Raw genomic sequence first — 21,637 nt, 5'->3', positions numbered from 1 at the left:
TGATGCGCGCGTCTTATCTCTTCACCAGCGAGTCGGTCTCCGAAGGCCATCCGGACAAGGTCTGCGATCGTATCTCGGATGAGATCGTCGATCTGTTCTACCGCGAGGGACCGAAAGCGGGCATCGACCCGTGGCAGATCCGTGCGGCCTGTGAGACGCTCGCGACCACCAACAAGGTGGTGATCGCCGGCGAAACGCGCGGCCCGAGCTCGGTCACCAACGACCAGATCGAGAGCGTCGTCCGCGGTGCGATCAAGGACATCGGCTACGAGCAGGATGGCTTCCACTGGAACACCTGCGATATCGAGATCCTGCTGCATCCGCAGTCGGCCGACATCGCGCAGGGCGTCGACGCGCTGCAGCCGGGCGAGGTCAAGGAAGAGGGTGCCGGCGACCAGGGCATCATGTTCGGTTACGCCACCAACGAGACGCCGGACCTGATGCCGGCGCCGATCTTCTACGCCCACAAGATCCTGCGGCTGATCTCCGAAGCGCGCCACTCCGGCAAGGAGAAGGTGCTGGGTCCGGACTCCAAGAGCCAGGTCACCGTGCAGTACGAGAACGGCAAGCCGGTCGGCGTCCGTGAGATCGTGGTCTCGCACCAGCATCTGGTCGAGGATCTCTCATCCAACCAGATCCGCGACATCGTCGAACCCTATGTCCGCGAGGCGCTGCCGAAGGAGTGGATCAACGGCAAGACGATCTGGCACATCAATCCGACCGGCAAGTTCTTCATCGGCGGTCCCGACGGCGATTCCGGCCTGACCGGCCGCAAGATCATCGTCGACACCTATGGCGGCGCGGCTCCGCATGGCGGCGGCGCGTTCTCGGGCAAGGATCCGACCAAGGTCGACCGTTCGGCTGCTTACGCTGCGCGCTATGTCGCCAAGAACATCGTCGCGGCCGGCCTTGCCGACCGTTGCACGCTGCAGCTTGCCTACGCGATCGGCGTGGCGCGCCCGCTGTCGATCTACATCGACACCCACGGCACCGGCAAGGTGTCGGAGGATGAGCTCGAGAAGGCGGCGGCAAAGGCGATGGACCTGACGCCGCGCGGCATCCGCACCCATCTCGACCTCAACCGCCCGATCTACGCGCGAACCTCGGCCTACGGCCATTTCGGCCGCACGCCGGACAATGAAGGCGGCTTCTCCTGGGAGAAGACCGATCTCGTCGAGCCGCTCAAGCGCGCGCTCTAACTTTACTTGCCTCGCCCCGCCTGCGGGGAGAGGTCGCCGCGAAGCGGCGGGTGAGGGGGACTCTCCGCGAGCTCAGCGCGCGGGTAGAGCCCCTCACCCCAGCCCTCTCCCCGTAAGAACGGGGAGAGGGAGAAGATCGTGCAACATCGCGTTCCGCTCGCTTTGTAACTGACACGCTAGATTCACCCACTAGGAAACCGACATGAACGCCCCCACGAAGCCCGGCTTCACCGACTACATCGTCAAGGACATTGCGCTCGCCGATTTCGGCCGCAAGGAAATCTCGCTGGCCGAGACCGAAATGCCCGGCCTGATGGCCACCCGCGAGGAGTTCGGCCCCAAGCAGCCGCTGAAGGGCGCGCGCATCGCGGGCTCCCTGCACATGACGATCCAGACCGCCGTGCTGATCGAGACGCTGGCTGCGCTCGGCGCCGACATCCGCTGGGTCTCCTGCAACATCTACTCGACCCAGGATCACGCCGCGGCCGCGATCGCCGCCGCCGGCATTCCGGTGTTCGCCGTGAAGGGCGAGACGCTGACCGAGTACTGGGACTACACCGCCAAGCTGTTCGACTGGCATGGCGGCGGTACGCCGAACATGATCCTCGATGACGGCGGCGACGCCACCATGCTGGTGCACGCCGGCTTCCGTGCCGAGCAGGGCGACACCGCCTTCCTCGACAAGCCGACCTCCGAGGAAGAAGAGATCTTCTACGCGCTGGTCAAGCGCCTGCTGAAGGAGAAGCCGAAGGGCTACTTCGCCGAGATCGCCAAGAACATCAAGGGCGTCTCGGAGGAGACCACCACGGGCGTGCATCGCCTGTACGAGATGGCCAACAAGGGCACGCTGTTGTTCCCGGCGATCAATGTCAACGACAGCGTCACCAAGTCGAAGTTCGACAACCTCTATGGCTGCCGCGAGTCGCTGGTCGACGGCATCCGCCGCGGCACCGACGTGATGCTGTCGGGCAAGGTCGCGATGGTCGCCGGCTTCGGCGACGTCGGCAAGGGTTCGGCAGCCTCGCTGCGCCAGGCCGGCTGCCGCGTCATGGTCTCCGAGGTCGATCCGATCTGCGCGCTGCAGGCGGCGATGGAAGGCTATGAAGTCGTGACGATGGAAGACGCGGCACCGCGCGCCGACATCTTCGTCACCGCCACCGGCAACAAGGACATCATCACCATCGACCACATGCGCGCGATGAAGGATCGCGCCATCGTCTGCAACATCGGCCACTTCGACAACGAGATCCAGATCGCGAGCCTTCGCAATCTGAAGTGGACCAACATCAAGCCGCAGGTCGACGAGATCGAATTCCCCGACAAGCACCGCATCATCATGCTGTCGGAGGGGCGCCTCGTGAACCTCGGCAATGCGATGGGCCACCCGTCCTTCGTGATGTCGGCGTCGTTCACCAACCAGACGCTGGCGCAGATCGAGCTGTTCGCCAACAACAAGGACGGCAAGTACGCCAAGAAGGTCTACGTGCTGCCGAAGACGCTCGACGAGAAGGTCGCCCGCCTGCACCTCGCCAAGATCGGCGTCAAGCTGACCGAGCTGCGCAAGGACCAGGCCGACTATATCGGCGTGAAGCAGGAAGGTCCGTACAAGTCGGATCACTACCGCTACTGATCCGCGATCGCAGCAATCGATCATGTGAAAAGCCCCGGACATCGTCCGGGGCTTTTTGCTGCAGCGACGTGCCGCGGATTTATCGCTCCCTGCCTGCTTCCTTCACGGCCTGCAGCACAGGCGAGAGCAGGTATTCGATCACCCGGCGGTCGCCGGTCTTGATCTCGGCAGAGACGCGCATGCCGGAGCGGATCGGCTCGCGGCGGCCGTCGACCAGAATCCAGTCCTGCAGCAGCGTCACCCGGGCGGGATAGGCAAGCTCGGCCGGCGGGGCGCCCGCAATCCCGGACATCGCATTCTGCGCCGCCGCGGGGCCGTGACCGGCATTCGAAGCGGTGGCGGCGTCGCGGCCGAGTTTGCGCACCCGGCCCGGCACCAGGCCGTAGCGCGAGAACGGGAAGGCTTCGAGCTTGACCTCGACAGCCTGTCCCTCGCTGACGAAGCCGATATCCTTGTTCGGTACCATGCAGTCGACTTCGATGCCGGCGCCATCGGGAACGATGGTCATCAGCGTGTCTGCGGTGGTGACCACCGCACCTGAGGTGTGGATTTTCAGCCCCTGGACGGTGCCGTCGACCGGCGCCACCAGACGGCGATAGCTCTCTTTCTGCCGCGTCTTGGTGATGTCCTGGTCGAGTTGCGAAATCTTCGTCAGGGCCTTGGTGAGGCGGTCGGTGCTGTCGGCCATGTAGCCGGCTTCGCTCTCGGCGAGCTTGGCTTGGATCGAGCTGCGTTCGGCCCGGATCTGGTCGATATTGCGTTCGGCAATCTTGAGATCGGCGTTCTTCTCGACGATCTGCTGCTCGCTGTCGAGCACTGGCGGCCGGGTGCCGTTGCCCTTCTCGTAGAGCGCCTTCGCCGTCTTGTTCTTTTCCTCCAGCAACGGAAGGATCAGCTTGGCGCGCTCGATCTGCGCGTCGTTGGATTGAAGCGATGCGTCCTTCTGCGCCATCTCGGCGGTGAGGCCTGCAACCATGGCGCGATGTTTTTCGATTTCCCGCCGCGCCTGGCTGCGGCTCTGCTCGACCTGTGCGGGGGCAGCGCCTTCGGGGCCGCGGAACGGTCTTTCGGGGTCGCGGCTAAGCAGCGCGCGTGCGACCTCCGCATCAAGCTCAGCCTGCGTGCGGTTATAGGTCAGCGCCGCGAGATCGGCGCGTACCTCGGTCGGATCCAGATCGACCAGCAACTGGCCGGCCGTGACATGATCGCCCTCATCGACATGAATGCCGCGGATCATGGCGGTTTCGAGCGGCTGCACCACCTTGACCTGGCCGAGCGGCACGACCTTGCCGTCGGCCACCGCGACCATGTCGATGCGCGCCAGCCCGGCCCAGATCAGGGCGGCGGCGAGCAGGCCGCAGAGCGCCGACGCGGTGATGCGCAGCGTCGGCGACAACGGCGTTTCGATCAGCTCGATCGTGGCGGGCAGAAACTCGCGCTCCACCGCGGTGAGCCGCGGGGCGGCCGGGACCAGCCGCAGCGGCGCCGGACGAGGCGCCTCCGGATTCGGTGGAGCGTTGTTGTCGTTGCTATCGTTGGGGCGGAGCGGCATCGGTTGGACCATGGCGTTCACCCTGCTGCCTGGCGGACAAGATTGGCGTAAAGGCCGTTGTGATGCACCAGCGTGTCATGGGTGCCGGCTTCGGCGAGCTGCCCGCGCTCCATCACCAGGATGCGGTCGGCGGCGCGGACCGTGGAAAGCCGATGCGCCACGATCAGCACGGTGCGGCCCCGGCAGATCGCGCGCATGTTGTTCTGGATAATCCGCTCACTCTCATAATCGAGCGCCGAGGTGGCCTCGTCGAAGATCAGGATGCGCGGATTGGTGACCAGCGCGCGGGCAATCGCAATGCGCTGGCGCTGGCCGCCGGAGAGATTGGCGCCGCGCTCTTCGACGATGGTGTCGTAGCCGTGCGGCAATTCGCAAATGAACTCGTGCGCGCCGGCCAGCAGGGCCGCCTGCATCACGCGTTCGAGCGGCATCGAGGGATCGACGAGCGCGATATTCTCGCGGATGGAACGGTTGAACAGCACGTTCTCCTGCAGCACCACGCCGATCTGGCGCCGCAGCCAGGCGGGATCGAGCAGCGCGATGTCGAAACCGTCGACGATGACGCGGCCGCGCTCCGGCGCGTAGAGCCGTTGCAGCAGTTTCGTCAGCGTCGACTTGCCGGAGCCGGAGCGGCCGACGATACCGACCACCTCGCCGGCGCCGATCTCAAACGAGAGATCGCGAAGCACCTCCGGGTTGTCGGGCTGATAGCGGAACGCGACATTGTCGAACCGCAACTGTCCCTTGATCGCCGGCAGGTTCTGCCTGGTGCTGACGTTGGGCTCGGTCGGCGTATCGATGATGTCTGCGAGCCGCTCGATCGACAGGCGGAACTGCTGGAAGTCCTGCCACAGCTGCGCGAGCCGCAGCACCGGCGAGCTGATCTGGCTCGCCAGCATGTTGAACGCGACGAACTCGCCGATGGTGAGGTGATTGGCGATCACCGCCTGGGCGCCGAACCAGAGGATCGCGGCGCTGGTCACCTTGTTGACGAGGCCAACCAGCTGGGTGCCGGCGGCGCCCATCGTCACCACCCGCAGCGAGGATCCGATATAGGCGGCAAGCTGCTCGTCCCAGCGTCGCCGCATTTGCGGCTCGACCGCGCAGGCCTTCAGGGTCTGAATGCCGGAGAGGCTCTCGACCAGCAGCGACTGATTTGCGGCACCGCGCTGGAATTTCTCCTGCACGCGCGCCTTGAGGATCGGCGTGATGACCAGCGAGATCACGACGTAGAACGGGATCGACATCACCACAATCAGCGTCAGCGGCACGCTGTACCAGAACATCACCCCGAGAAAGAGCAGGCTGAACGCGACGTCGACCACCAGGGTGAGCGCCGAGGAGGTGACGAACGTCCGGACGTTCTCCAGTTCCCGCACCCGCGCCACGGTCTGGCCGGTGGCCCTGCTTTCGAAGTAGGCGATCGGCAGCGCGACGAGGTGCTTGAACAGTTGCGAGCCCAGGATGGCGTCCATCCGGCTCGTGGTATGGGCAAAGGCGTAGGTGCGCAGCCAGTTCAGCAGCGCGTCGGCGATGTTGATGACCAGCAGGCCGATGATCAGTACGTTCAGCGTGGTGAGCCCGCGATGCACCAGGACCTTGTCGATCACCACCTGGAAGAACAGCGGCGACGCCAGCGCGACGAGCTGGATGAACACCGAAATGACCAGCACTTCGGTGAGGACCCTCGAAAAGCGCTTGACCACCGGAATGAACCAGCCGAGCCCGAAGCGCGTGACCTCGCTGGGTAGCACGTCGCGCTTGGCGAACAGCACGAGCTCGCCGGTCCATTTCTGCTCGAGTTCTTCCAGGGTCCAGCGGACAGGCGGCCCGCCGCCGAGACCGACCATGACGTCTGCCTCGGCCCATCGCCCGATCACGAAGAAGGCGCCGTCCTTGCAGCGTGCGATCACCGGCAGCGCCAGTGCCCGCAGTCGCTCGATGGAGGCAGGGATGGCCTGGGCCTTCAGCCCGACGCCGCGGGCGATACGCACGAGATCATCACATTCGGCCGTGCGACCCTCGGCGATATACTCACGGCGCGCGCGGTCGACATCGAACGCTTCGCCTAGCATGGCCAGCACCAGCCCAAGGCTGCCGAGACCTGTATCAGCCTGTGTCGCGGGCACGGCTGCAATTTGCTGATTACCGATCATGTGGGGCGCCCCCTACAAAAAATTTCGCGGCAAATGATTTCGACCGCATGTCTTCAACAGGTCGTCCGGCGCGGTCCCTGTCGCGACGGACTTGATTTTCAAAAGCATCAATTAGTGCGGCAACTTGACGCGAGGGTTCAACGCGAACGTGCAAGCAATGAGAAATTTTTCAAATGTCGTTGTCGGAACTCAAAACGGAGACGGCTGCATTCCAGCTCGCGGAGGTGCCAGCCGCCACCGGCGCACCGTCTGCTGCCTCGATAGCTCGATTGAATGCAGTCGGACCAGGTCCGACTGCATTCAACTCGTCAGGCGGGCCGGTGATTGCCGGTCGTGCCGTGTTCAAGTCATCCTGTCTCGTGGCGTCAATTTACGTCACGGGGAATACCTTGCCGCTCACGACTGAGCCGGCCTCGACGACGCTCCAGCCGGCATAGCTACCAGTCAACATATTGCTGGCATAGAGAAGGCCGGCATTGGCCGTGTCCGGCACACCGACGTCCCAATACAGCAGGTCGATCTGCCCGGTCGCCGTCATCGTCGTCGCCTCCAGACCTTGCGGAGTGCCGACGCCATTCTGGTAGTTGAAGCCCACACCCACGGAATCCGAATTCAGATCGCCGATCCCCGGGGTGCCGACGCTGTTCGCGACCAGGAAGCTCGCGTTGACGTTGAGGCCAGCATTGAACGTACCGCCCAGGCCGATGACGTCGACCTGGCCGTTCGCCAGCTGGGTCTGGATGACGTCGCCATTCAAGCCAACGCTCGTGATTCCGGCCCATGAAGGAGTGTTCAGATTCCAGGCCGTAATGCCGACGGCCTTTGGAAGTCCGGCGCTCCCGGCGACCAGACTGCTGGCCGTGAAGGCGCCGGTCGACGTGTTGAACTTTAACATGTCGATCGTGCCGTCGGCGAGCTGCGAACCAAATGCGCCGGCATCGTTCGCATAACCGAAGATCTTCGGCACCGGCACCGAGCTCATCGCGGAGGAAGTCAGGACGCCGTTGGCTCCGATCCCCAGAAAGTCAACAAAGCCAGTCTTCTGGTTCTGCGCCACCAAGGTGCTGCTTGTGTTGGCGACGATCTTCCAATCCGCCCCGAGGCCGTAGTCCACCGTATTGGACGCCACCAGCGTCGAGCCTTCGTATTTCAGGTAGTCAACGACGCCGGTGGTGTTGTTCTGGATGACGACGTTGTTCTGCAAAGGTACTGGCATGAACGGCATAAGATATCTCCTTGATAATATGAAAAGTCCCACGAAAAAAATAAGAACGAAAACAGTACTTGTGGTTCGACCCGCTCGCTCGGAACGGGCCTCACCTGGAGATTGGCACGGGATTCCAGCTAAGGTTTATCGGCTGAAATCGGGAACCCGGGTCGCCGATATGCGGACGAAAAATCTCAGAGGGCGCGCCGTTTCACATTTGAATACTACTACTCTTCCACGTCAACACTTGTGATCGGGACCACATTTTTGATCGGGACCACATTTCGGTGCCGGCCGTGCGCCTTAAACGAAAGATGCAGTCGGACCAGGTCCGACTGCATCCAACTCCTCAGGTGAGCCGGCGATGAGATCATCCGGCCTCGTGACGTCACTTTTACGTCACGGGGAACACCTTGCTGCTGACGACGGCGCCGGCCTCGACGACGCTCCAGCCGGCATAATTGCCGGACAGCATATTGCTGGCATAGAGCAGGCCGGCATTGGCCACGTCAGGCGTGCCGACGTCCCAATACAGCAGGTCGATCTGCCCGGCCGCCGTCATTGTCGTCGCCTCCAGACCTTGCGGAGTGCCGGCGCCATTCTGATAGTTGAAGCCGACACCGGTGGAGTTCGAGTTCAAATCGCCGATCCCCGGGGTACCGACACTGCTCGCGACCAGGAAGCTCGCGTTGACGTTGAGGCCGGTATTGAAGTTCCCGCCCAGACCGATGACGTCGACCTGGCCGTTCGCGAGCTGGGTCTGGATCACGTCACCAGACAAGCCCACGCTTGTGATTCCGGCCCATGACGGCGTATTCGAAGCCCAGGCCGTGATGCCGACAGCCTTTGGAAGTCCGGCGCTGCCGGCGACCAGACTGCTGGCCGTGAAGGCGCCGGTCGACGTGTTGAATTTCAACATGTCGATCGTGCCGTCGGCAAGCTGCGAACCAAATGAGCCGTTGTCGGGAGCAAAGCCGAAGATCTTCGGCACCGGCACCGAGCTCATCGCCGAGGAATTCAGGGCGCCGTTGGCTCCGATTCCGAGGAAGTCGACAAAACCGGTCTTCTGGTTTTGTGCCACCAGCGTGCTGCCCGTGTTGGCGACGATTTTCCAATCCGCCCCGAGGCCGTAGTCCTGCGTCATGGACGCCACCAGTGTCGAGCCTTCGTATTTCAGATAATCGACGACGCCGGTGGTGTTATTCTGGATAACAACGTTGTTCTGCAAAGGTGTTGGCATAAAAGGCATTGTAGTTCTCCTTGTCGGTCCCAAAAGGACCATTTCAAAACGAACAAAGACAGTCTTTGCGGTTCGACCTGCTCAATTTGAGCAGGCTTCACCGAGACATTCGTCACCGCTGCCACCTTAAGGTTCATTCGCTGAAGTGAGGAACCTGGGCTGACAGCGCTGGAACTGTTGACGTCTTGCGGTGCGTCATCGGCGATCGCAAACGACGCAACCGTTGAAAATCCGGCCGCAGCGTGCGGACGAGAAATCCGTCAGCGCGCGCGCCTTTTCATGTGTTTGATATCACTGTTCTGCACGCGCCAATGCGATCTGGAGCACAATTTTGGCGCCGGCTCTGTTGCCTCTGAAAGAATGCAGTCGGACCAGGTCCGACTGCATTCCACTCAGGTCATCCGGCCTTGCGGCGTGAATTTACGAGACGGGGAATACGTGGAGACTCTCGACCGCGCCGCCCTCGACGACGCTCCAGCCGGCATAATTGCCGGACAGCATGTTGCTGGCGTAGAGAAGGCCGGTATTGGCCGTGTCGGGGTTGCCGACGTCCCAATAGAGCAGATCGATCTGCCCGGACGCCGTCATCGTCGTCGCTTCCAGACCTTGCGGATTGCCGGCGCCATTCTGGTAGTTGAAGCCCACACCCACGGAATCCGAATTCAGCTCGCCGATCCGCGGGGTGCCGACGCTGTTCGCGACCAGATAACTGGATTGAAGGGTAAGGCCGTTATTGAAAGTACCGCCCAGGCCGATGATATCGAGCTGGCCGGACGACGTTTGGGTATCGATCACGTCGCCGCCCAGGCCGGGGCTCGGTAATCCGTTCCATGTCGGGGGCGCCGCAGCGTAGGCCGTGATGCCGACCGCGGTTGGAAGTCCGGCGGTTCCGGCGACCAGGCTGCTGGCCGTGAAGGCACCGGTCGACGTATTGAATTTCAGCATGTCGATCGTGCCGTCGGCGAGCTGCGAACCAAATGCGCCGGCGTCGTTCGCGTAACCGAAGATGCGCGGCAGCGCCACCGAACTCATCGCTGAGGACGTCAGGGCTCCGTTGGCTCCGATCCCGAGGAAGTCAACAAAGCCGGTCTTCTGGTTTTGCGCCACCAGCACGCTGTTCGTGTTGGCGACGATTTTCCAATCCGCGCCGAGGCCGTAGTCCTGCGTCATGGACGCCACCAGCGTCGAGCCTTCGTATTTCAGGTAATCGACGACCCCAGTGGTGTTGTTCTGGATGACAACATTGTTTTGCAAAGGCGTTGGCATGAAAGGCATTACATTCTCCATGTTGGTCCGAGAGGACCATTCCAAAAACGAACAACGATGATCGTTGCAGCTCGGACCGCTCACTTCGAACGGACCTCACCGAGGAGTTGGTGCCGGGATTCTCGGCAAGGTTCACCCATTCATCCGCTGAAAATCGCGATATCGAGCCGGCCAGGCTTGAACCGATTGCGTGTGCCTGCGAATGCGACATCGACAATCGCAACCGATGTGCAGCCAGGCTTTGTCGCGTGTACGTCATACAGCGGCTGATTCTCACAGCACCGGCTTGCGCCTTCGGGCAACTCAGTGGTAGCGGCGCGCCTCTATCCACCTGTCATTCCGGGGCTCGCGAAGCGAGAACCCGGAATCCATCGTGCGACATGACAAGTGGTGAAATGGCTTCCGGGGTTCGACGCTTCGCGTCGTCCCGGAATGACGGGGGAAGACGTCACGTCGAATGATCTCGGCGCATTGGGTGGGTGAGCAAGCCGTAACCCGTGCCGTGCTCGCATCACCCCGGCTTCTGCGCCGAGCCGTGTCCCAGCTGCCGCGAGATTTCGCCGGCGCAGTCGCGCAGCGCGGTTGCGATCGGGCTGTCCCAGCCGGCGTCGAAGGTGCCTTCCGGGCCCATCGCGGTGATGACCAGCGCGACGTGGCCGGCGTGATCGAACACCGGGGCGGCGAAGGCATTGACGCCGGGCAGGGGATCGCCGATCGCCCGCGCAAGCCCGCGGCTCTGAACCTCGGCGAGCATCTCCGTGGTCTTCGCGTTGCTGGTCTCACGTTTCGGATTGTAACCGACGCCGAGGCGATCGAGGCCGCTCTCGAGCGCCGTCCTGACGGCATTCGGCGGCATGAAGGCGGCAAAGGCGCGGCCGGTCGCGGTCTCGAGCAGCGCCACCACCGATCCGACGCGCATTGCGATATGCACCGGATGGCTCGGCTCCTCGAGCCGCACCACCGTTGCGCCGTGAGTGCCCCAGACCGACAGCGACACCGCATGATTGATGCTGTCGGCGAGCGTGGCGATCTTGGGCGTCGCGATCCGCACCGCGGACTGCCGGCGCAGGCTGATCAGGCCGAGCTCGAGCGCGAGCGCCCCGATCTCGTAGCGGCCGGTGGTCTCGTCCTGCTCGATCAGGCCGATGCGGGAGAAGCTCACCAGATAGGGATGTGCCTTGGCCGGCGGCATGCCGGCCTCGCGCGCGAGATCGCGCAGCATCATCGACTCGCCGCTGCGGGCGAGCGCACGGAGCAGTTCTCCGCCGACCTCGATCGACTGTATGCCGCGGCTTTCTCTCGTCATGTGGCCCTGTTTGTGTTCGTCGTTTCGCACTTAGCAGGAAACCTGGCTGGCCGCGAGACGTCGACGCGCGGGGAGTCTTTTTGCCCGTCATCCTGAGGAGCCGCGGAGCGGCGTCTCGAAGGATGCACGGCCGGCTGGTGGCCGTCGACCCTTCGAGACGCGCGCAAGAGCGCGCTCCTCAGGGTGACGGGACTGGGCTCATGCCGCGCTTCTCTCGGCTGCCGCGCCGGCGATATGCTTGCCGGCGATGTAGCCGAAGGTCAGTGCCGGCCCGAGCGTGATGCCGGCGCCCGGATAGTTGCCGCCCATGATGCTCGCCATGTCGTTGCCGGCGGCATAGAGGCCGGCAATCGGCTGGCCGTCGGCGTCGAGCGCGCGGGCATTGGCGTCGGTCCGGATGCCGGCATAGGTGCCGAGATCGCCGATCACCATCTTGATGGCGTAGAACGGCCCGTGCTGGATCGGCGCGATGCAGGGATTGGGGCCGTGCAGCGCATCGCCCTGGTAGCGGTTATAGGCGCGCGAGCCCTTGCCGAAGGCGGGATCGCGCCCGTCTGCCGCTGTCGTGTTGAACGCCGCGACGGTCGCCTCGAACGCCTTGGCGTCGATACCGGTTTGCGCGGCAAGCTCGGCGAGCGTCGCGCCGCGCTTGAGGTAGCCGGTCTTCAGATGATGGCCAAGCGGCATCGGGCGCGGCGGCACACAGCCGAGGCCGTATTTGCGCAGCGTCCCGTGATCGCAGACGAGATACGCCGCGATCTCCTCGCCGGGCTTCGCCGCCTTGATCATCGCCTGTACGAAGTCGTGGTAGGAGTTGCCTTCATTGGCGAAGCGCTTGCCGTCGGCCATGACAGCGATCACGCCGGGCTTGGCGCGATCGATGAAGTGCGGCATCACGCCCTTCGAGCCGTCCTTGCGGGTGGTGACCGAGACCGGCACCCAGGCGGCCGCGTTCGGCAGTGAATCGTCGACGCGGCCGCCGGCGGATTCCGCAAGCCGCAGGCCATCGCCGGTGTTGCCGGTCGGGCCAGGCGAATAGTGCTCCTTGCCGGTTGGCGCATGCGGAAACATCTTCTGCCGCCGCGCAACATCGTGTGGGAAGCCGCCGCAGGCGAGCACGACACCGCGTTTCGCGTTGACGCGAATGGGGCGGCCCTCGCGCACGACGATTGCGCCGCGCACCACGCCGTTCTCGACGATCAGTTCGCGCACCGGCGAGTTGAGCCAGAGCGGGATCTTGAGGTCGAGGGCCGATTTGGCCAGCCGTCCGGCGAGCGCATTGCCGTTGGTCAACGTCATGCCGCGGCCGTTGCGCATCACGTCGATCGCGTGCTTCGACAGCCGCTTGGCGACATAGGCCGCCGAGGTCAGCGACCGTGTCGCGCGCATGAAGTGCACGATCTCCTTGCCGGAGCCGAGCATCATGCCGAACACGGTGAGCTCGGGCAGGGGACTGCCGAGATCCTTCAGCGCATCGCCGAGCTCGTGGGCGTCGAACGGCCGCGTCACCATCGAGCGGCCGCCCTGCGCGCCGCCGGGCGCCTCGGCATGATAGTCCGGAAAGGTCAGCGGCATGTCGAAGCGAACCGCGGTCTTGGTCGTGAAGAAGTCGACCGCCTTCGGCCCTTCGGTCAGGAACGCATCGACGCGCGCGGCATCGAAGCTGTTGCCGGCCTCGTGGCGCAGATAGGCTTTGGCCTGATCGGGGCTCTCCTCGATGCCCCAGGCCTTCGCCAGCGAGGTGCCCGGTATCCACAACCAGCCGCCGGAGCGCGCGGTGGTGCCGCCGAACCGCGGCTCCTTCTCGACGACGAGGACCTTCAGGCCGTGATGGCCGGCGGTAACCGCCGCCGACAGCCCGGCGCAGCCCGAGCCGACGACGAGCGCGTCGCAGTCATAAGTTTCTTCGTTGGCCACGCGATCGATCCTATTTCTTGAGCAGCGGGCACTTCGACTCGGAGACCGGACGGAAGGCATCCTCGCCCTTCACCGTCTTGATGATGTCGAGATAGTCCCATGGCTCCTTGGATTCCGAGGGCTTCTTCACCTTTGCGAGATACATGTCGCGGATGACGCGGCCGTCCTCGCGCAGTCTGCCGCCATGCACGAAGGTGTCCTCGATCGGCAGCTCGCGCATCTTGGCCATCACCTTCTGCGGGTCGTCGGTGCCGGCGGCCTTGATCGCCTTCAGATAATGCAGCACCGAGCCGTAGACGCCGGTCTGGATCATGGTCGGCATCACATTGGCGCGGGCGAAGAACTTTTTCGACCAGGCGCGGGTCTTGTCGTCCATGTTCCAGTACGACGCCGTCGTCATGTAGGTGCCCTGCGCGGCGTTGAGGCCGATCGCATGCACGTCGGTGTCGAACATCAGGAGGCCGACCAGCTTCTGGCCGCCCTGCACGAGGCCGAACTCGCCGGACTGCTTGATCGAATTGTCGGTGTCCTGGCCGGCATTGGCGAACGCCACCACGTCCGCCTTCGAGCTCTGCGCCTGCAATGCAAAGGAGGAGAAGTCGGCAGTGTTGGTCGGGTGCCGGACGCCGCCGAGCACCTTGCCGCCCATCTCGTTGATGAAGCGCGTGGCGTCCTTCTCGAGCTGCTGGCCGAAGGCGTAGTCCGCGGTGATGAAGTACCAGGACTTGCCGCCTTCCGCGATCACCGCCGACGCGGTGACCTTCGACAGCGCGTAGGTGTCGTAGGTGAAGTGCACGGTGTTGGGGCTGCACAGCTCGTCGGTCAGCGAGCTCGCGCCGGGGCCGGACAACAGCGCGATCTTGTTGCGCTCGCGCACCATGTTGTGCACGGCGATCGCAATGCCGGAATTGGGAATGTCGACGACGGCGTCGACCTTGCCGTTGTCGAACCAGCCGCGCACGATCTGCACGCCGACGTCGGTCTTCATCTGGTGGTCGGCGGAGACGATCTCGATCGGCTTGCCGAGCACGGTGGGGCCGAATTCCTCGACCGCCATCTTGGCCGCCTCGACCGAGCCCGGGCCGGAATTGTCGCGGCCCCAGCTCGACAGGTCGGTCAGCACCCCGATGCGCACGACGTCATCTGAAACCTGAGCATGCGCGGCCGTCGTCATGACAGCGAGAATGGCTGCCGCCAAGAAATGTCTCATCGTTCCTCCTCTGGATGTCCCGCGTTCTCTGGCGGTCTCCAGACAATTAGTAATTATCTAATTAGTTTGTCAATGGCGAATAATGTGTGTGTGAATGTTGCCACATGGTTGCCCCTTCGAATGAGCCGGTGCTTCACATTTGGTGAGCATACGCTTACATGGCTGGTCCGGGATGGCACGGCGGCCGGGTTTGCGGCTCACGCCAGGGCTTCGCGGCCGTGTCAGGTCACTATGAAACAGGGGAATTTTCGCGGACGGCGAAGCGCTTCGCCGCCCGGGCTGGGCCGCCCGTCACGGGCATTGGCTCTTGCGGGGGCGGTGCATGAAGAGCGTCGGCGGACTGCGATCATAGACGGATCATGTTGAGACAGCTCTTCGCGCCGCAGCTCGTTATTCTTTACGTGCTGGTGGCTTCTACACTTTACGTTCACTTCCGCGGCAAGCAGCGGCTGCGCTTCGCGCGCCAGCTCGGCGATCACTCGACCTACCTCGCGCCCTACAATGTGCTGATGTATGCGGGCTCCGCGGTGCCGAACACGCCGGTGATCGCGGTCGAGCAGTTTCCCGAGCTGAAGAAGCTCTCCGACAATTGGGAGACGATCCGCGACGAGGCGACACGCCTGTTCGACGAAGGCTTCATCCGCGCCGCCGCCAAGAACAACGATTGGGGCTTCTATTCGTTCTTCAAGAGCGGCTGGAAGCGCTTCTATCTGAAATGGTACGACGACTTCCTGCCGTCGGCGCGCACGCTGTGCCCGCAAACCGTCGAGCTGCTCAACTCGATCCCGAACGTGCACGGCGCGATGTTCGCGATGCTGCCGCCGGGCGGCAAGTTAGGGGCGCATCGCGATCCCTTCGCCGGCTCCTTGCGCTATCACCTCGGTCTGGTGACGCCGAACTCGAACCAGTGCCGCATCCTCGTCGACGGCGTCGAATGCGTCTGGCGCGACGGCGAGGCCTTCATGTTCGACGAGACCTTCATCCACAGCGCCGAGAACAAGACCGACGTCAACCGCATCATCCTGTTCTGCGACGTCGAGCGCCCGATGAAGTACGGCTTCATGACGAAGATGAACCGCTGGGTCAGCCACAACATCGTCAAGGCGTCGGCGACCCAGAATGTCGACGGCGAGCATGTCGGCGCGCTGAACAAGGTGTTCGGCAAGCTCTACGAGGTCCATCTCGCCAGCCGCAAGGTCAAGGAGTGGAATCGGAACGTGTACTACACGCTCAAATATTCCGTGACCGCGCTGATCCTCGGTCTGATCGTGGTGTCGGCGCTGCGGTGAGCCGCGGCGAGACTACCGCGCTGAAAGCAAAAGCCCCGGAGCATGCTCCGGGGCTTTTTGTCTGGGGGGTGAGCTGTGAGGCGCGACGGCATCAGTCGCGTTCGAAAACCTTGGCGCCGGGGTAGACGCGCCTGGCGTAGGCGACGACCCACTCGCGGTCCTGGGTCTCCAGGAACGGCGTTCGGATCTTGCACGACCCGACGATGAGGTGCCACAGGCCGTCCAGCTTCTGAATGTTGACGATCATTAGCGTGTTCCTCGAGAACCGGCGTTCCGGTCGATACTTGCTTCCCGCGATAGTCGCGCGCTGCGCTCCCCGGAGCAGTGATCCTGATCACGGACTTCGGAACACGGCTCGCGCCCGCCGAGAATTCTGTCGTTGGTCGCGCCGGCAAAGCGACACTGGCCGCCGTGCATCCGTTGGAGTAGCCGCGAGTATAAGAATCACGCGCCATCGCTCAATTGTACGAGCGTAAGCACGGGGTACCACAAGGGTTCAGGGCGGCTATACCAAGGTATGTCGACGTTTTTCCGGCGGTGTTGCAGCGGTGCATTGCCTGAGTGACTTTTCCACAACGTCCCTAGCCAGCCGCGACGTCGGGCGCCGTTCAACTTTGCGCTGCCCGGCGGCTTTCGCGCTCCGATCCGTTACACGAGGGTGATACAGCTCCATCAGTCATTTCGTATTGAGGGACCTTGTCATGTCGGAGACCACTGGAGCTTTCGAGACCACCGCGCTGAGCGGCTACGAGCTGCTGGCCGATCCGCAGCTCAACAAGGGCACGGCGTTCTCCGAGGCCGAGCGCGAGGCGTTCGACCTGCACGGCCTGCTGCCGCCCAACATCCTGACGCTGGACGAGCAGGTCTCGCGCCGCCTCGAGGCGTTGCGCGGCTTCGAGACCGACATCGAGCGTTATGCCTTCCTGCGCGAGTTGCAGGACACCAACGAGACGCTGTTCTACGCGCTGCTGGTCAGCAACCTGGAAGAGCTTTTGCCGATCGTCTACACGCCGACCGTCGGCGAAGGCTGCCAGAAATTCAGCCGGCTGTTTCGCAAGCCGCGCGGTCTGTTCCTCAGCATTCCGCACCAGCACCGGATCGACCGCATTTTCGCCCATCCGCGCTTCGATCACGTCGAGGCGATCGTGGTGACCGACGGCGAGCGCATCCTCGGCCTCGGCGACCAGGGCGCCGGCGGCATGGGCATCCCGATCGGCAAGCTCTCGCTCTACACCGGCTGCGGCGGCCTGCATCCGGCGACCACGCTGCCGATCATGCTCGATGTCGGCACCGACAATCCGGACTGCCTGGCCGATCCGCTCTATGTCGGTTGGCGCAACGAGCGCGTCCGCGGCCAGGCCTATGACGACTTCATCGAGGCGTTCGTCTCTGCGGTGGTGAAGCGCTGGCCGCGCGTGCTGCTGCAATGGGAGGACTTCGCCAAGAACAACGCGACGCGGATGCTCGACCGCTATCGCGACCGGCTGCTGACCTTCAACGACGACATCCAGGGCACCGCGGCGGTGGCGACCGGCGCCTTGCTCTCCGCGATCAACGTCACCGGCGTTCCGCTCACCGAGCAGCGCGTCGCCGTGCTCGGTGCAGGCTCGGCCGGCTGCGGCATCGCCAGCCTGATCCGCGCTGCGATGGTCGATGCCGGCCTGCCGGAGAGCGAGGCGGCCAAGCGCTTCTTCATGGTCGACCGCGACGGGTTGCTGCTCGAGGGTATGAGCGGGCTCGCCCCGTTCCAGCTGCCGTTCGTGCAGAGCAAGCAGGCGATCGCGGGCTGGCAGCTCAGCCACCCCGACAAGATCGCGCTGCTCGACGTCGTGCGCAACGCCAAGCCGACCGTGCTGATCGGCGTCTCCGGCCAGGCCGGGGCGTTCTCCGAGCCGATCGTCCGCGCGATGGCGGAGTGCAACAAGCGGCCGGTGATCTTCCCGTTGTCCAACCCGACCTCGCGCGAGGAGGCGACGCCGGTGGATATCGAGGCGTGGACCGAGGGACGGGCGCTGATCGGCGTCGGCAGCCCGTTCCCACCGATCATCCGCGACGGCGCGCGCTTCAAGGTCGACCAGACCAACAACTCCTACATCTTCCCGGGCGTCGGTGTCGGCGCGCTCGCGGTCGGTGCCAGCCGGGTCAGCGACGGGATGTTCATGGCGGCTGCCAAGGCGCTCGCCAGCGTCTCGCCGGCGCGCAACAACCCGAAGCACAATCTGCTGCCGCCGGTCAGCGCGCTGCGCGAGGTCGCGCTGACGGTTGCGTTGGCGGTGGCGCTGCAGGCGCATAAGGAAGGGCTCGCAGAGAAGGATATTCCGATCGACCAGGTCGAGGCGCGCATCCACGCCAAGGTCTGGACCCCGCGTTACGTGCCGTACCGGCGCAGTGACCGGGCCTAGAGTCCGGGCGCTTCGGCGCGTCCGGGCGTCCCTTCGACGCCCGCGTCCGGCCGGTTTCGCGCGCGTGGTCTTGATGTGATCCAGCCAACCACGAGCGCGGCAAGGCCGAAGCCAACACAGAGCGCACAGACCGAGGTCCATCCGCCGTGCACCCAGGCGATCCCGGCCAGCGCGGATCCCGCGGCGCCGCCGATGAAGAACAATCCGGTATAGAGCCCGTTGAGGCGGCCGCGGATCTCCGGACGCAGCGAATTGACGGCATGCCGCCCCAGCGTCTGATCGCCGATCACGCCGAGATCGATGATCACCGCAGCCAGCACCAGCAGCAGCAGCGCGGCGCCACGGTGCGTCGCCGGATCGAAGCCCAGCCGGTCCGCACCGAAGATGACGGCGAGCCCCGATCCGGCGATCACGCAGGCATGGGCAAGGCGCGTCGCGGCTTCGTCGAGATGCCGGTCGGCGGCCCATCCGGCGACCGGCGCCACGATCGCGCCGCCGATCCCCGCAAGGGCAAAGGCGCCGATCCCGATCTGTCCGAGCCCGAAGGGAGGTGCCGCGAGCAGCAGCGGGACGGCGGTCCAGAATGCACCGAAGCTCCCCATGCACAATGCCTGGCACGCTACGCGCCGCTGCAGCACCGGCTCGCCGCGGAGCACGATCCAGAGCGACGAGACCAGTTCGAGAAAGCCCAGGCGGCTCGATTGCGCACGGGCAGGCACGATCACCGCACAGGCAAGAGAGACCACCGCGAGCGCCGCGGCGTCGACGAGATATGCGCCGCGCCAGCCGAGCAGGCTGGCCGACAGGCTGGCGCTCGGCCGCGACAGCAGGACGCCGACCATCAGCCCGCTCATGACTTTGCCGATCACGCGGCCGCGCGCCGACGGCTCGGCGAGGCCGGCCGCGAGGGGCACGACCATCTGCGTGGCGCTGGTCGTCAGCCCCACGACGAATACGCTGAGCAGAAAGGCCGAAGCCGAGGGCGACCAGGCCGCGGCCGACAGCGCGATGGTGCCGGTCACGAGCGTCGTCAACATCACCGAGCGCATCCGGAAGATGTCGATCAGCGGGACAAGCAGCACCAGCCCGGCGGTGTAGCCGAGCATCGGCATCATCGCGATCAGGCCGGCGGCGCTTTCCGTGAGCCCGAACGACGCGGCGATCGGCGCCGAGAGCGACTGCGCGGCGAACAGCGGCAGCACGATCACCGCAATCGCCGCGCTCAGTGCGGCTGTGAGAGCACTCTGCATCGTCAGGGAGCCCGCGAGGTTGGTTGGCCGCTACAGCGGCTTCATGAGATCTGCGGAGGTTGCGTCGCGCGGCGCGATATAGATCGCGAGCAGGGTCGCCGGCTCGGTCGCGCTCGGATTGCGCGAAACGCGATGGACGGCTCCAACCGGCTCCCACCAGGCTTCGCCGGCGCTGTAGGTGCGCTCGGGACCTTCGCCGACCTGTGAGGCCACCATGCCCGACACGACATAGGCCATCACGCCGTTGGCATGGGCATGCGCGGGCGATCCCGTTCCGGGAGGATACGTCACCTCGACGAGGGTGATGTCGCGCGCAGGATCGCCCGGCAGGCTCTGCCTGATCACGTCACGTCTGGAGGATTGTTTCGTCCCCGTTGCAGCCTTTTGCGGCTGCGCATTGGCGTCCGAACCGCGCGCCGCGGCAAACGCCGCGAGCAGCGCCGCGATCGAGGCGCGATTGAAGTCCCGTCGAAGGATGGTCGATTTCATGTCGAAGGCTCCCGTGTCGTTCCAGGCCATCGATCTAGCGGTCGGATGGCCTATCCAGAAGGGCCAAGAACCTGCATATTGACTAGGCCATGGTAAAACGCCCCAACAGACTGGCGAGCAATCTGGTCCGCAGCGGCGGCACACCGCTGTCGCGCCAGCTCTATGAGCGCTTCCGGAGCGCGATCGCGAGCGGACAGCTTCAGCCGGGCGACCGGCTGCCTTCGGTCCGCGATCTTGCCGAGGAGCTCGCAATGGCGCGCGGCACGGTCGACGCCGCCTATGCCATGCTGGCCGGGGAGGGCTATGTCGTCACGTGCGCTCAGGCGGGAACGATCGTGTCACCGGAGCTGCGCGACGCCGTGGCGCCCGGCGACGTCACGAAACGTCCAACCCGGCCCAGCAGCCGCCCGAGCGTGCGCGCCGAACCTCTGCTGCTGCAGATGGGACTGCCTGCCGTCGATCTGTTCCCGCGCAAGCTCTGGACCCATGTGATCGCGCGAGAGGCGCGCCGGAGCTCGGCGTCAGACATGATGTATCCGGATCCCGCCGGCTTCGAACCGTTGCGGCAGGCAATCGCGGCCTATCTCGCATCCTCGCGCGGGATCGCGTGCGACTGGCGTCAGGTGCTGGTGACCAACGGGTTTCAAGGCGGCCTCGATCTGTCGCTGCGCATCCTGCTTCGGCGCGGCGATTGTGCATGGATCGAAGACCCCTGCTTCCCTCCGGTGCGATCAGCGCTCGAGCTGGCCGGTACCGAACTGGTTGCCGTGCCGGTCGATGCCGAGGGAATGCGGGTTGCCGAAGGAGTGAAGCAAGCGCGGCGTGCACGGCTCGCAGTGGTCACGCCGTCGCATCAAAGTCCATTGGGCGTATCGCTCTCGCTGCCGCGCAGAATGGCGCTGCTGCAGTGGGCGAACCAGGCGAATGCCTATGTCATCGAGGACGACTATGACAGCGAGTTCCGGTTCGTCGGCCGGCCGCTGCCGGCGCTGAAAAGCCTCGATCGCGGCCAACGCGTGATCTATTCGGGGTCGTTCAGCAAGACGCTGTTTCCGGGGTTGCGGCTCGGCTACCTGGTCCTGCCGGATCGCCTGCTCGACAGCTTCATTGCGGCCAGTGCCGGCCACAGCAGCGGCCTTAATCCCTTTGCGCAGCGGGTCGCAGCGAGCTTCATGGCGGACGGGCATTTCGCGCGACATCTGAAACGGATGCGGAAACTCTATGCCGCGCGCCGTGCTGCCCTGGCCGCCGCGCTGACCGCCGAATTCGGCGCGCGTATCGGGATTGAGCTGCAGCCGGGTGGCATGCACCTGCTGCTTCGGTTCGCCGGCCGCGTGCCCGATGCAAAGCTCGCGCGGCTGGCCCGGGCCGATGGATTTGGCGCGGAGCCGCTCTCCGGCCGCTGCATTCGGCGCGATTGCGGGCAGGGCCTGCTGGTCGGCTTCACCAACGTGGCCGAGTCCGATGCGCCTGTGATCGCGCGGCGGCTCAGGCGCGCAATCGAACCGGCGTTCCGGCGGTAAA

The 21,637-nt window shown here is 64.6% G+C and carries 16 protein-coding genes; 5 read left to right on the top strand and 11 right to left on the bottom strand.

Annotation, left to right across the window (positions count from 1 at the left end; translation table 11 throughout):
* The first annotated feature begins 2 nt into the window (after positions 1–2).
* Entirely contained in the window at positions 3–1,199 is a 1,197-nt protein-coding gene (metK, locus tag BI327_RS06465) for a methionine adenosyltransferase (RefSeq protein WP_076858868.1), read from the top strand.
* 202 nt (positions 1,200–1,401) lie between these two features.
* Positions 1,402–2,829, top strand: coding sequence for an adenosylhomocysteinase (gene ahcY, locus BI327_RS06460; protein ID WP_076858867.1), 1,428 nt, complete (start codon positions 1,402–1,404; stop codon positions 2,827–2,829).
* A 79-nt stretch (positions 2,830–2,908) separates the two neighbouring features.
* On the opposite strand, the gene BI327_RS06455 is transcribed toward ahcY, so the two are convergent.
* The 8 genes from BI327_RS06455 to BI327_RS06420 all read right to left on the bottom strand — a co-directional run bounded on the left by BI327_RS06455 (position 2,909) and on the right by BI327_RS06420 (position 14,683).
* On the bottom strand, positions 2,909–4,393 hold the full coding sequence (locus BI327_RS06455) for an HlyD family type I secretion periplasmic adaptor subunit (protein WP_076858866.1): 1,485 nt from the start codon (positions 4,391–4,393) through the stop codon (positions 2,909–2,911).
* Between the two features lie 5 nt (positions 4,394–4,398).
* On the bottom strand, positions 4,399–6,537 hold the full coding sequence (locus BI327_RS06450; RefSeq protein WP_076858865.1) for a type I secretion system permease/ATPase: 2,139 nt from the start codon (positions 6,535–6,537) through the stop codon (positions 4,399–4,401).
* A gap of 370 nt (positions 6,538–6,907) precedes the next feature.
* On the bottom strand, positions 6,908–7,762 hold the full coding sequence (locus BI327_RS06445) for a hypothetical protein (RefSeq protein ID WP_143271543.1): 855 nt from the start codon (positions 7,760–7,762) through the stop codon (positions 6,908–6,910).
* 376 nt (positions 7,763–8,138) lie between these two features.
* Positions 8,139–8,993, bottom strand: coding sequence for a hypothetical protein (locus BI327_RS06440; protein ID WP_143271542.1), 855 nt, complete (start codon positions 8,991–8,993; stop codon positions 8,139–8,141).
* 411 nt (positions 8,994–9,404) lie between these two features.
* On the bottom strand, positions 9,405–10,259 hold the full coding sequence (locus tag BI327_RS06435) for a hypothetical protein (RefSeq protein ID WP_143271541.1): 855 nt from the start codon (positions 10,257–10,259) through the stop codon (positions 9,405–9,407).
* A 502-nt stretch (positions 10,260–10,761) separates the two neighbouring features.
* Positions 10,762–11,556 (bottom strand): IclR family transcriptional regulator, encoded by a 795-nt coding sequence (locus tag BI327_RS06430; RefSeq protein WP_076858861.1) that lies wholly within the window; start codon positions 11,554–11,556, stop codon positions 10,762–10,764.
* Between the two features lie 198 nt (positions 11,557–11,754).
* A complete protein-coding gene (locus BI327_RS06425; RefSeq protein WP_083741940.1) occupies positions 11,755–13,473 on the bottom strand; it encodes an FAD-dependent oxidoreductase in 1,719 nt (572 codons plus the stop codon).
* Positions 13,474–13,483: 10 nt separating this feature from the next.
* Positions 13,484–14,683 (bottom strand): ABC transporter substrate-binding protein, encoded by a 1,200-nt coding sequence (locus BI327_RS06420; protein WP_076858860.1) that lies wholly within the window; start codon positions 14,681–14,683, stop codon positions 13,484–13,486.
* Between the two features lie 359 nt (positions 14,684–15,042).
* Here BI327_RS06420 and BI327_RS06415 point away from each other — a divergent pair, with 359 nt between their 5' ends.
* Entirely contained in the window at positions 15,043–15,972 is a 930-nt protein-coding gene (locus BI327_RS06415; protein WP_076858859.1) for an aspartyl/asparaginyl beta-hydroxylase domain-containing protein, read from the top strand.
* Between the two features lie 91 nt (positions 15,973–16,063).
* Here BI327_RS06415 and BI327_RS42610 read toward each other — a convergent pair whose 3' ends face one another.
* Positions 16,064–16,219, bottom strand: a complete 156-nt coding sequence (locus BI327_RS42610; protein ID WP_167350189.1) for a hypothetical protein — start codon at positions 16,217–16,219, stop codon at positions 16,064–16,066.
* A 454-nt stretch (positions 16,220–16,673) separates the two neighbouring features.
* Here BI327_RS42610 and BI327_RS06410 point away from each other — a divergent pair, with 454 nt between their 5' ends.
* Positions 16,674–18,374, top strand: coding sequence for an NAD-dependent malic enzyme (locus BI327_RS06410; RefSeq protein WP_076858858.1), 1,701 nt, complete (start codon positions 16,674–16,676; stop codon positions 18,372–18,374).
* Here the strand turns inward: BI327_RS06410 and BI327_RS06405 are convergent.
* Positions 18,371–19,624: an MFS transporter gene (locus BI327_RS06405; protein ID WP_076858857.1), complete on the bottom strand. Its 1,254-nt coding sequence runs from the start codon at positions 19,622–19,624 to the stop codon at positions 18,371–18,373. The two genes, BI327_RS06410 and BI327_RS06405, sit on opposite strands and share 4 nt — an antisense overlap.
* 30 nt (positions 19,625–19,654) lie before the next feature.
* Positions 19,655–20,113: a cupin domain-containing protein gene (locus BI327_RS06400; RefSeq protein WP_076859279.1), complete on the bottom strand. Its 459-nt coding sequence runs from the start codon at positions 20,111–20,113 to the stop codon at positions 19,655–19,657.
* Positions 20,114–20,202: 89 nt separating this feature from the next.
* On the opposite strand from BI327_RS06400, the gene pdxR reads away from it, so the two are divergent.
* Positions 20,203–21,636, top strand: coding sequence for a MocR-like pyridoxine biosynthesis transcription factor PdxR (gene pdxR, locus BI327_RS06395; RefSeq protein WP_076858856.1), 1,434 nt, complete (start codon positions 20,203–20,205; stop codon positions 21,634–21,636).
* Position 21,637 lies beyond the last annotated feature (1 nt).

It is taken from the genome of Bradyrhizobium mercantei, from assembly GCF_001982635.1.
Lineage (GTDB): Bacteria > Pseudomonadota > Alphaproteobacteria > Rhizobiales > Xanthobacteraceae > Bradyrhizobium > Bradyrhizobium mercantei.
This window is presented reverse-complemented; position numbering and strand designations above follow the sequence as displayed.

Bases quoted from the DNA above. Each gene is read 5' to 3' on its own strand.
- metK (WP_076858868.1), top strand. From the start codon at position 3: ATGCGCGCGTCTTATCTCTTCACCAGCGAGTCGGTCTCCGAAGGCCAT.
- ahcY (WP_076858867.1), top strand. From the start codon at position 1,402: ATGAACGCCCCCACGAAGCCCGGCTTCACCGACTACATCGTCAAGGAC.
- BI327_RS06455 (WP_076858866.1), bottom strand. From the start codon at position 4,393: ATGGTCCAACCGATGCCGCTCCGCCCCAACGATAGCAACGACAACAAC.
- BI327_RS06450 (WP_076858865.1), bottom strand. From the start codon at position 6,537: ATGATCGGTAATCAGCAAATTGCAGCCGTGCCCGCGACACAGGCTGAT.
- BI327_RS06445 (WP_143271543.1), bottom strand. From the start codon at position 7,762: ATGCCGTTCATGCCAGTACCTTTGCAGAACAACGTCGTCATCCAGAAC.
- BI327_RS06440 (WP_143271542.1), bottom strand. From the start codon at position 8,993: ATGCCTTTTATGCCAACACCTTTGCAGAACAACGTTGTTATCCAGAAT.
- BI327_RS06435 (WP_143271541.1), bottom strand. From the start codon at position 10,259: ATGCCTTTCATGCCAACGCCTTTGCAAAACAATGTTGTCATCCAGAAC.
- BI327_RS06430 (WP_076858861.1), bottom strand. From the start codon at position 11,556: ATGACGAGAGAAAGCCGCGGCATACAGTCGATCGAGGTCGGCGGAGAA.
- BI327_RS06420 (WP_076858860.1), bottom strand. From the start codon at position 14,683: ATGAGACATTTCTTGGCGGCAGCCATTCTCGCTGTCATGACGACGGCC.
- BI327_RS06415 (WP_076858859.1), top strand. From the start codon at position 15,043: ATGTTGAGACAGCTCTTCGCGCCGCAGCTCGTTATTCTTTACGTGCTG.
- BI327_RS42610 (WP_167350189.1), bottom strand. From the start codon at position 16,219: ATGATCGTCAACATTCAGAAGCTGGACGGCCTGTGGCACCTCATCGTC.
- BI327_RS06410 (WP_076858858.1), top strand. From the start codon at position 16,674: ATGTCGGAGACCACTGGAGCTTTCGAGACCACCGCGCTGAGCGGCTAC.
- BI327_RS06405 (WP_076858857.1), bottom strand. From the start codon at position 19,624: ATGCAGAGTGCTCTCACAGCCGCACTGAGCGCGGCGATTGCGGTGATC.
- BI327_RS06400 (WP_076859279.1), bottom strand. From the start codon at position 20,113: ATGAAATCGACCATCCTTCGACGGGACTTCAATCGCGCCTCGATCGCG.
- pdxR (WP_076858856.1), top strand. From the start codon at position 20,203: ATGGTAAAACGCCCCAACAGACTGGCGAGCAATCTGGTCCGCAGCGGC.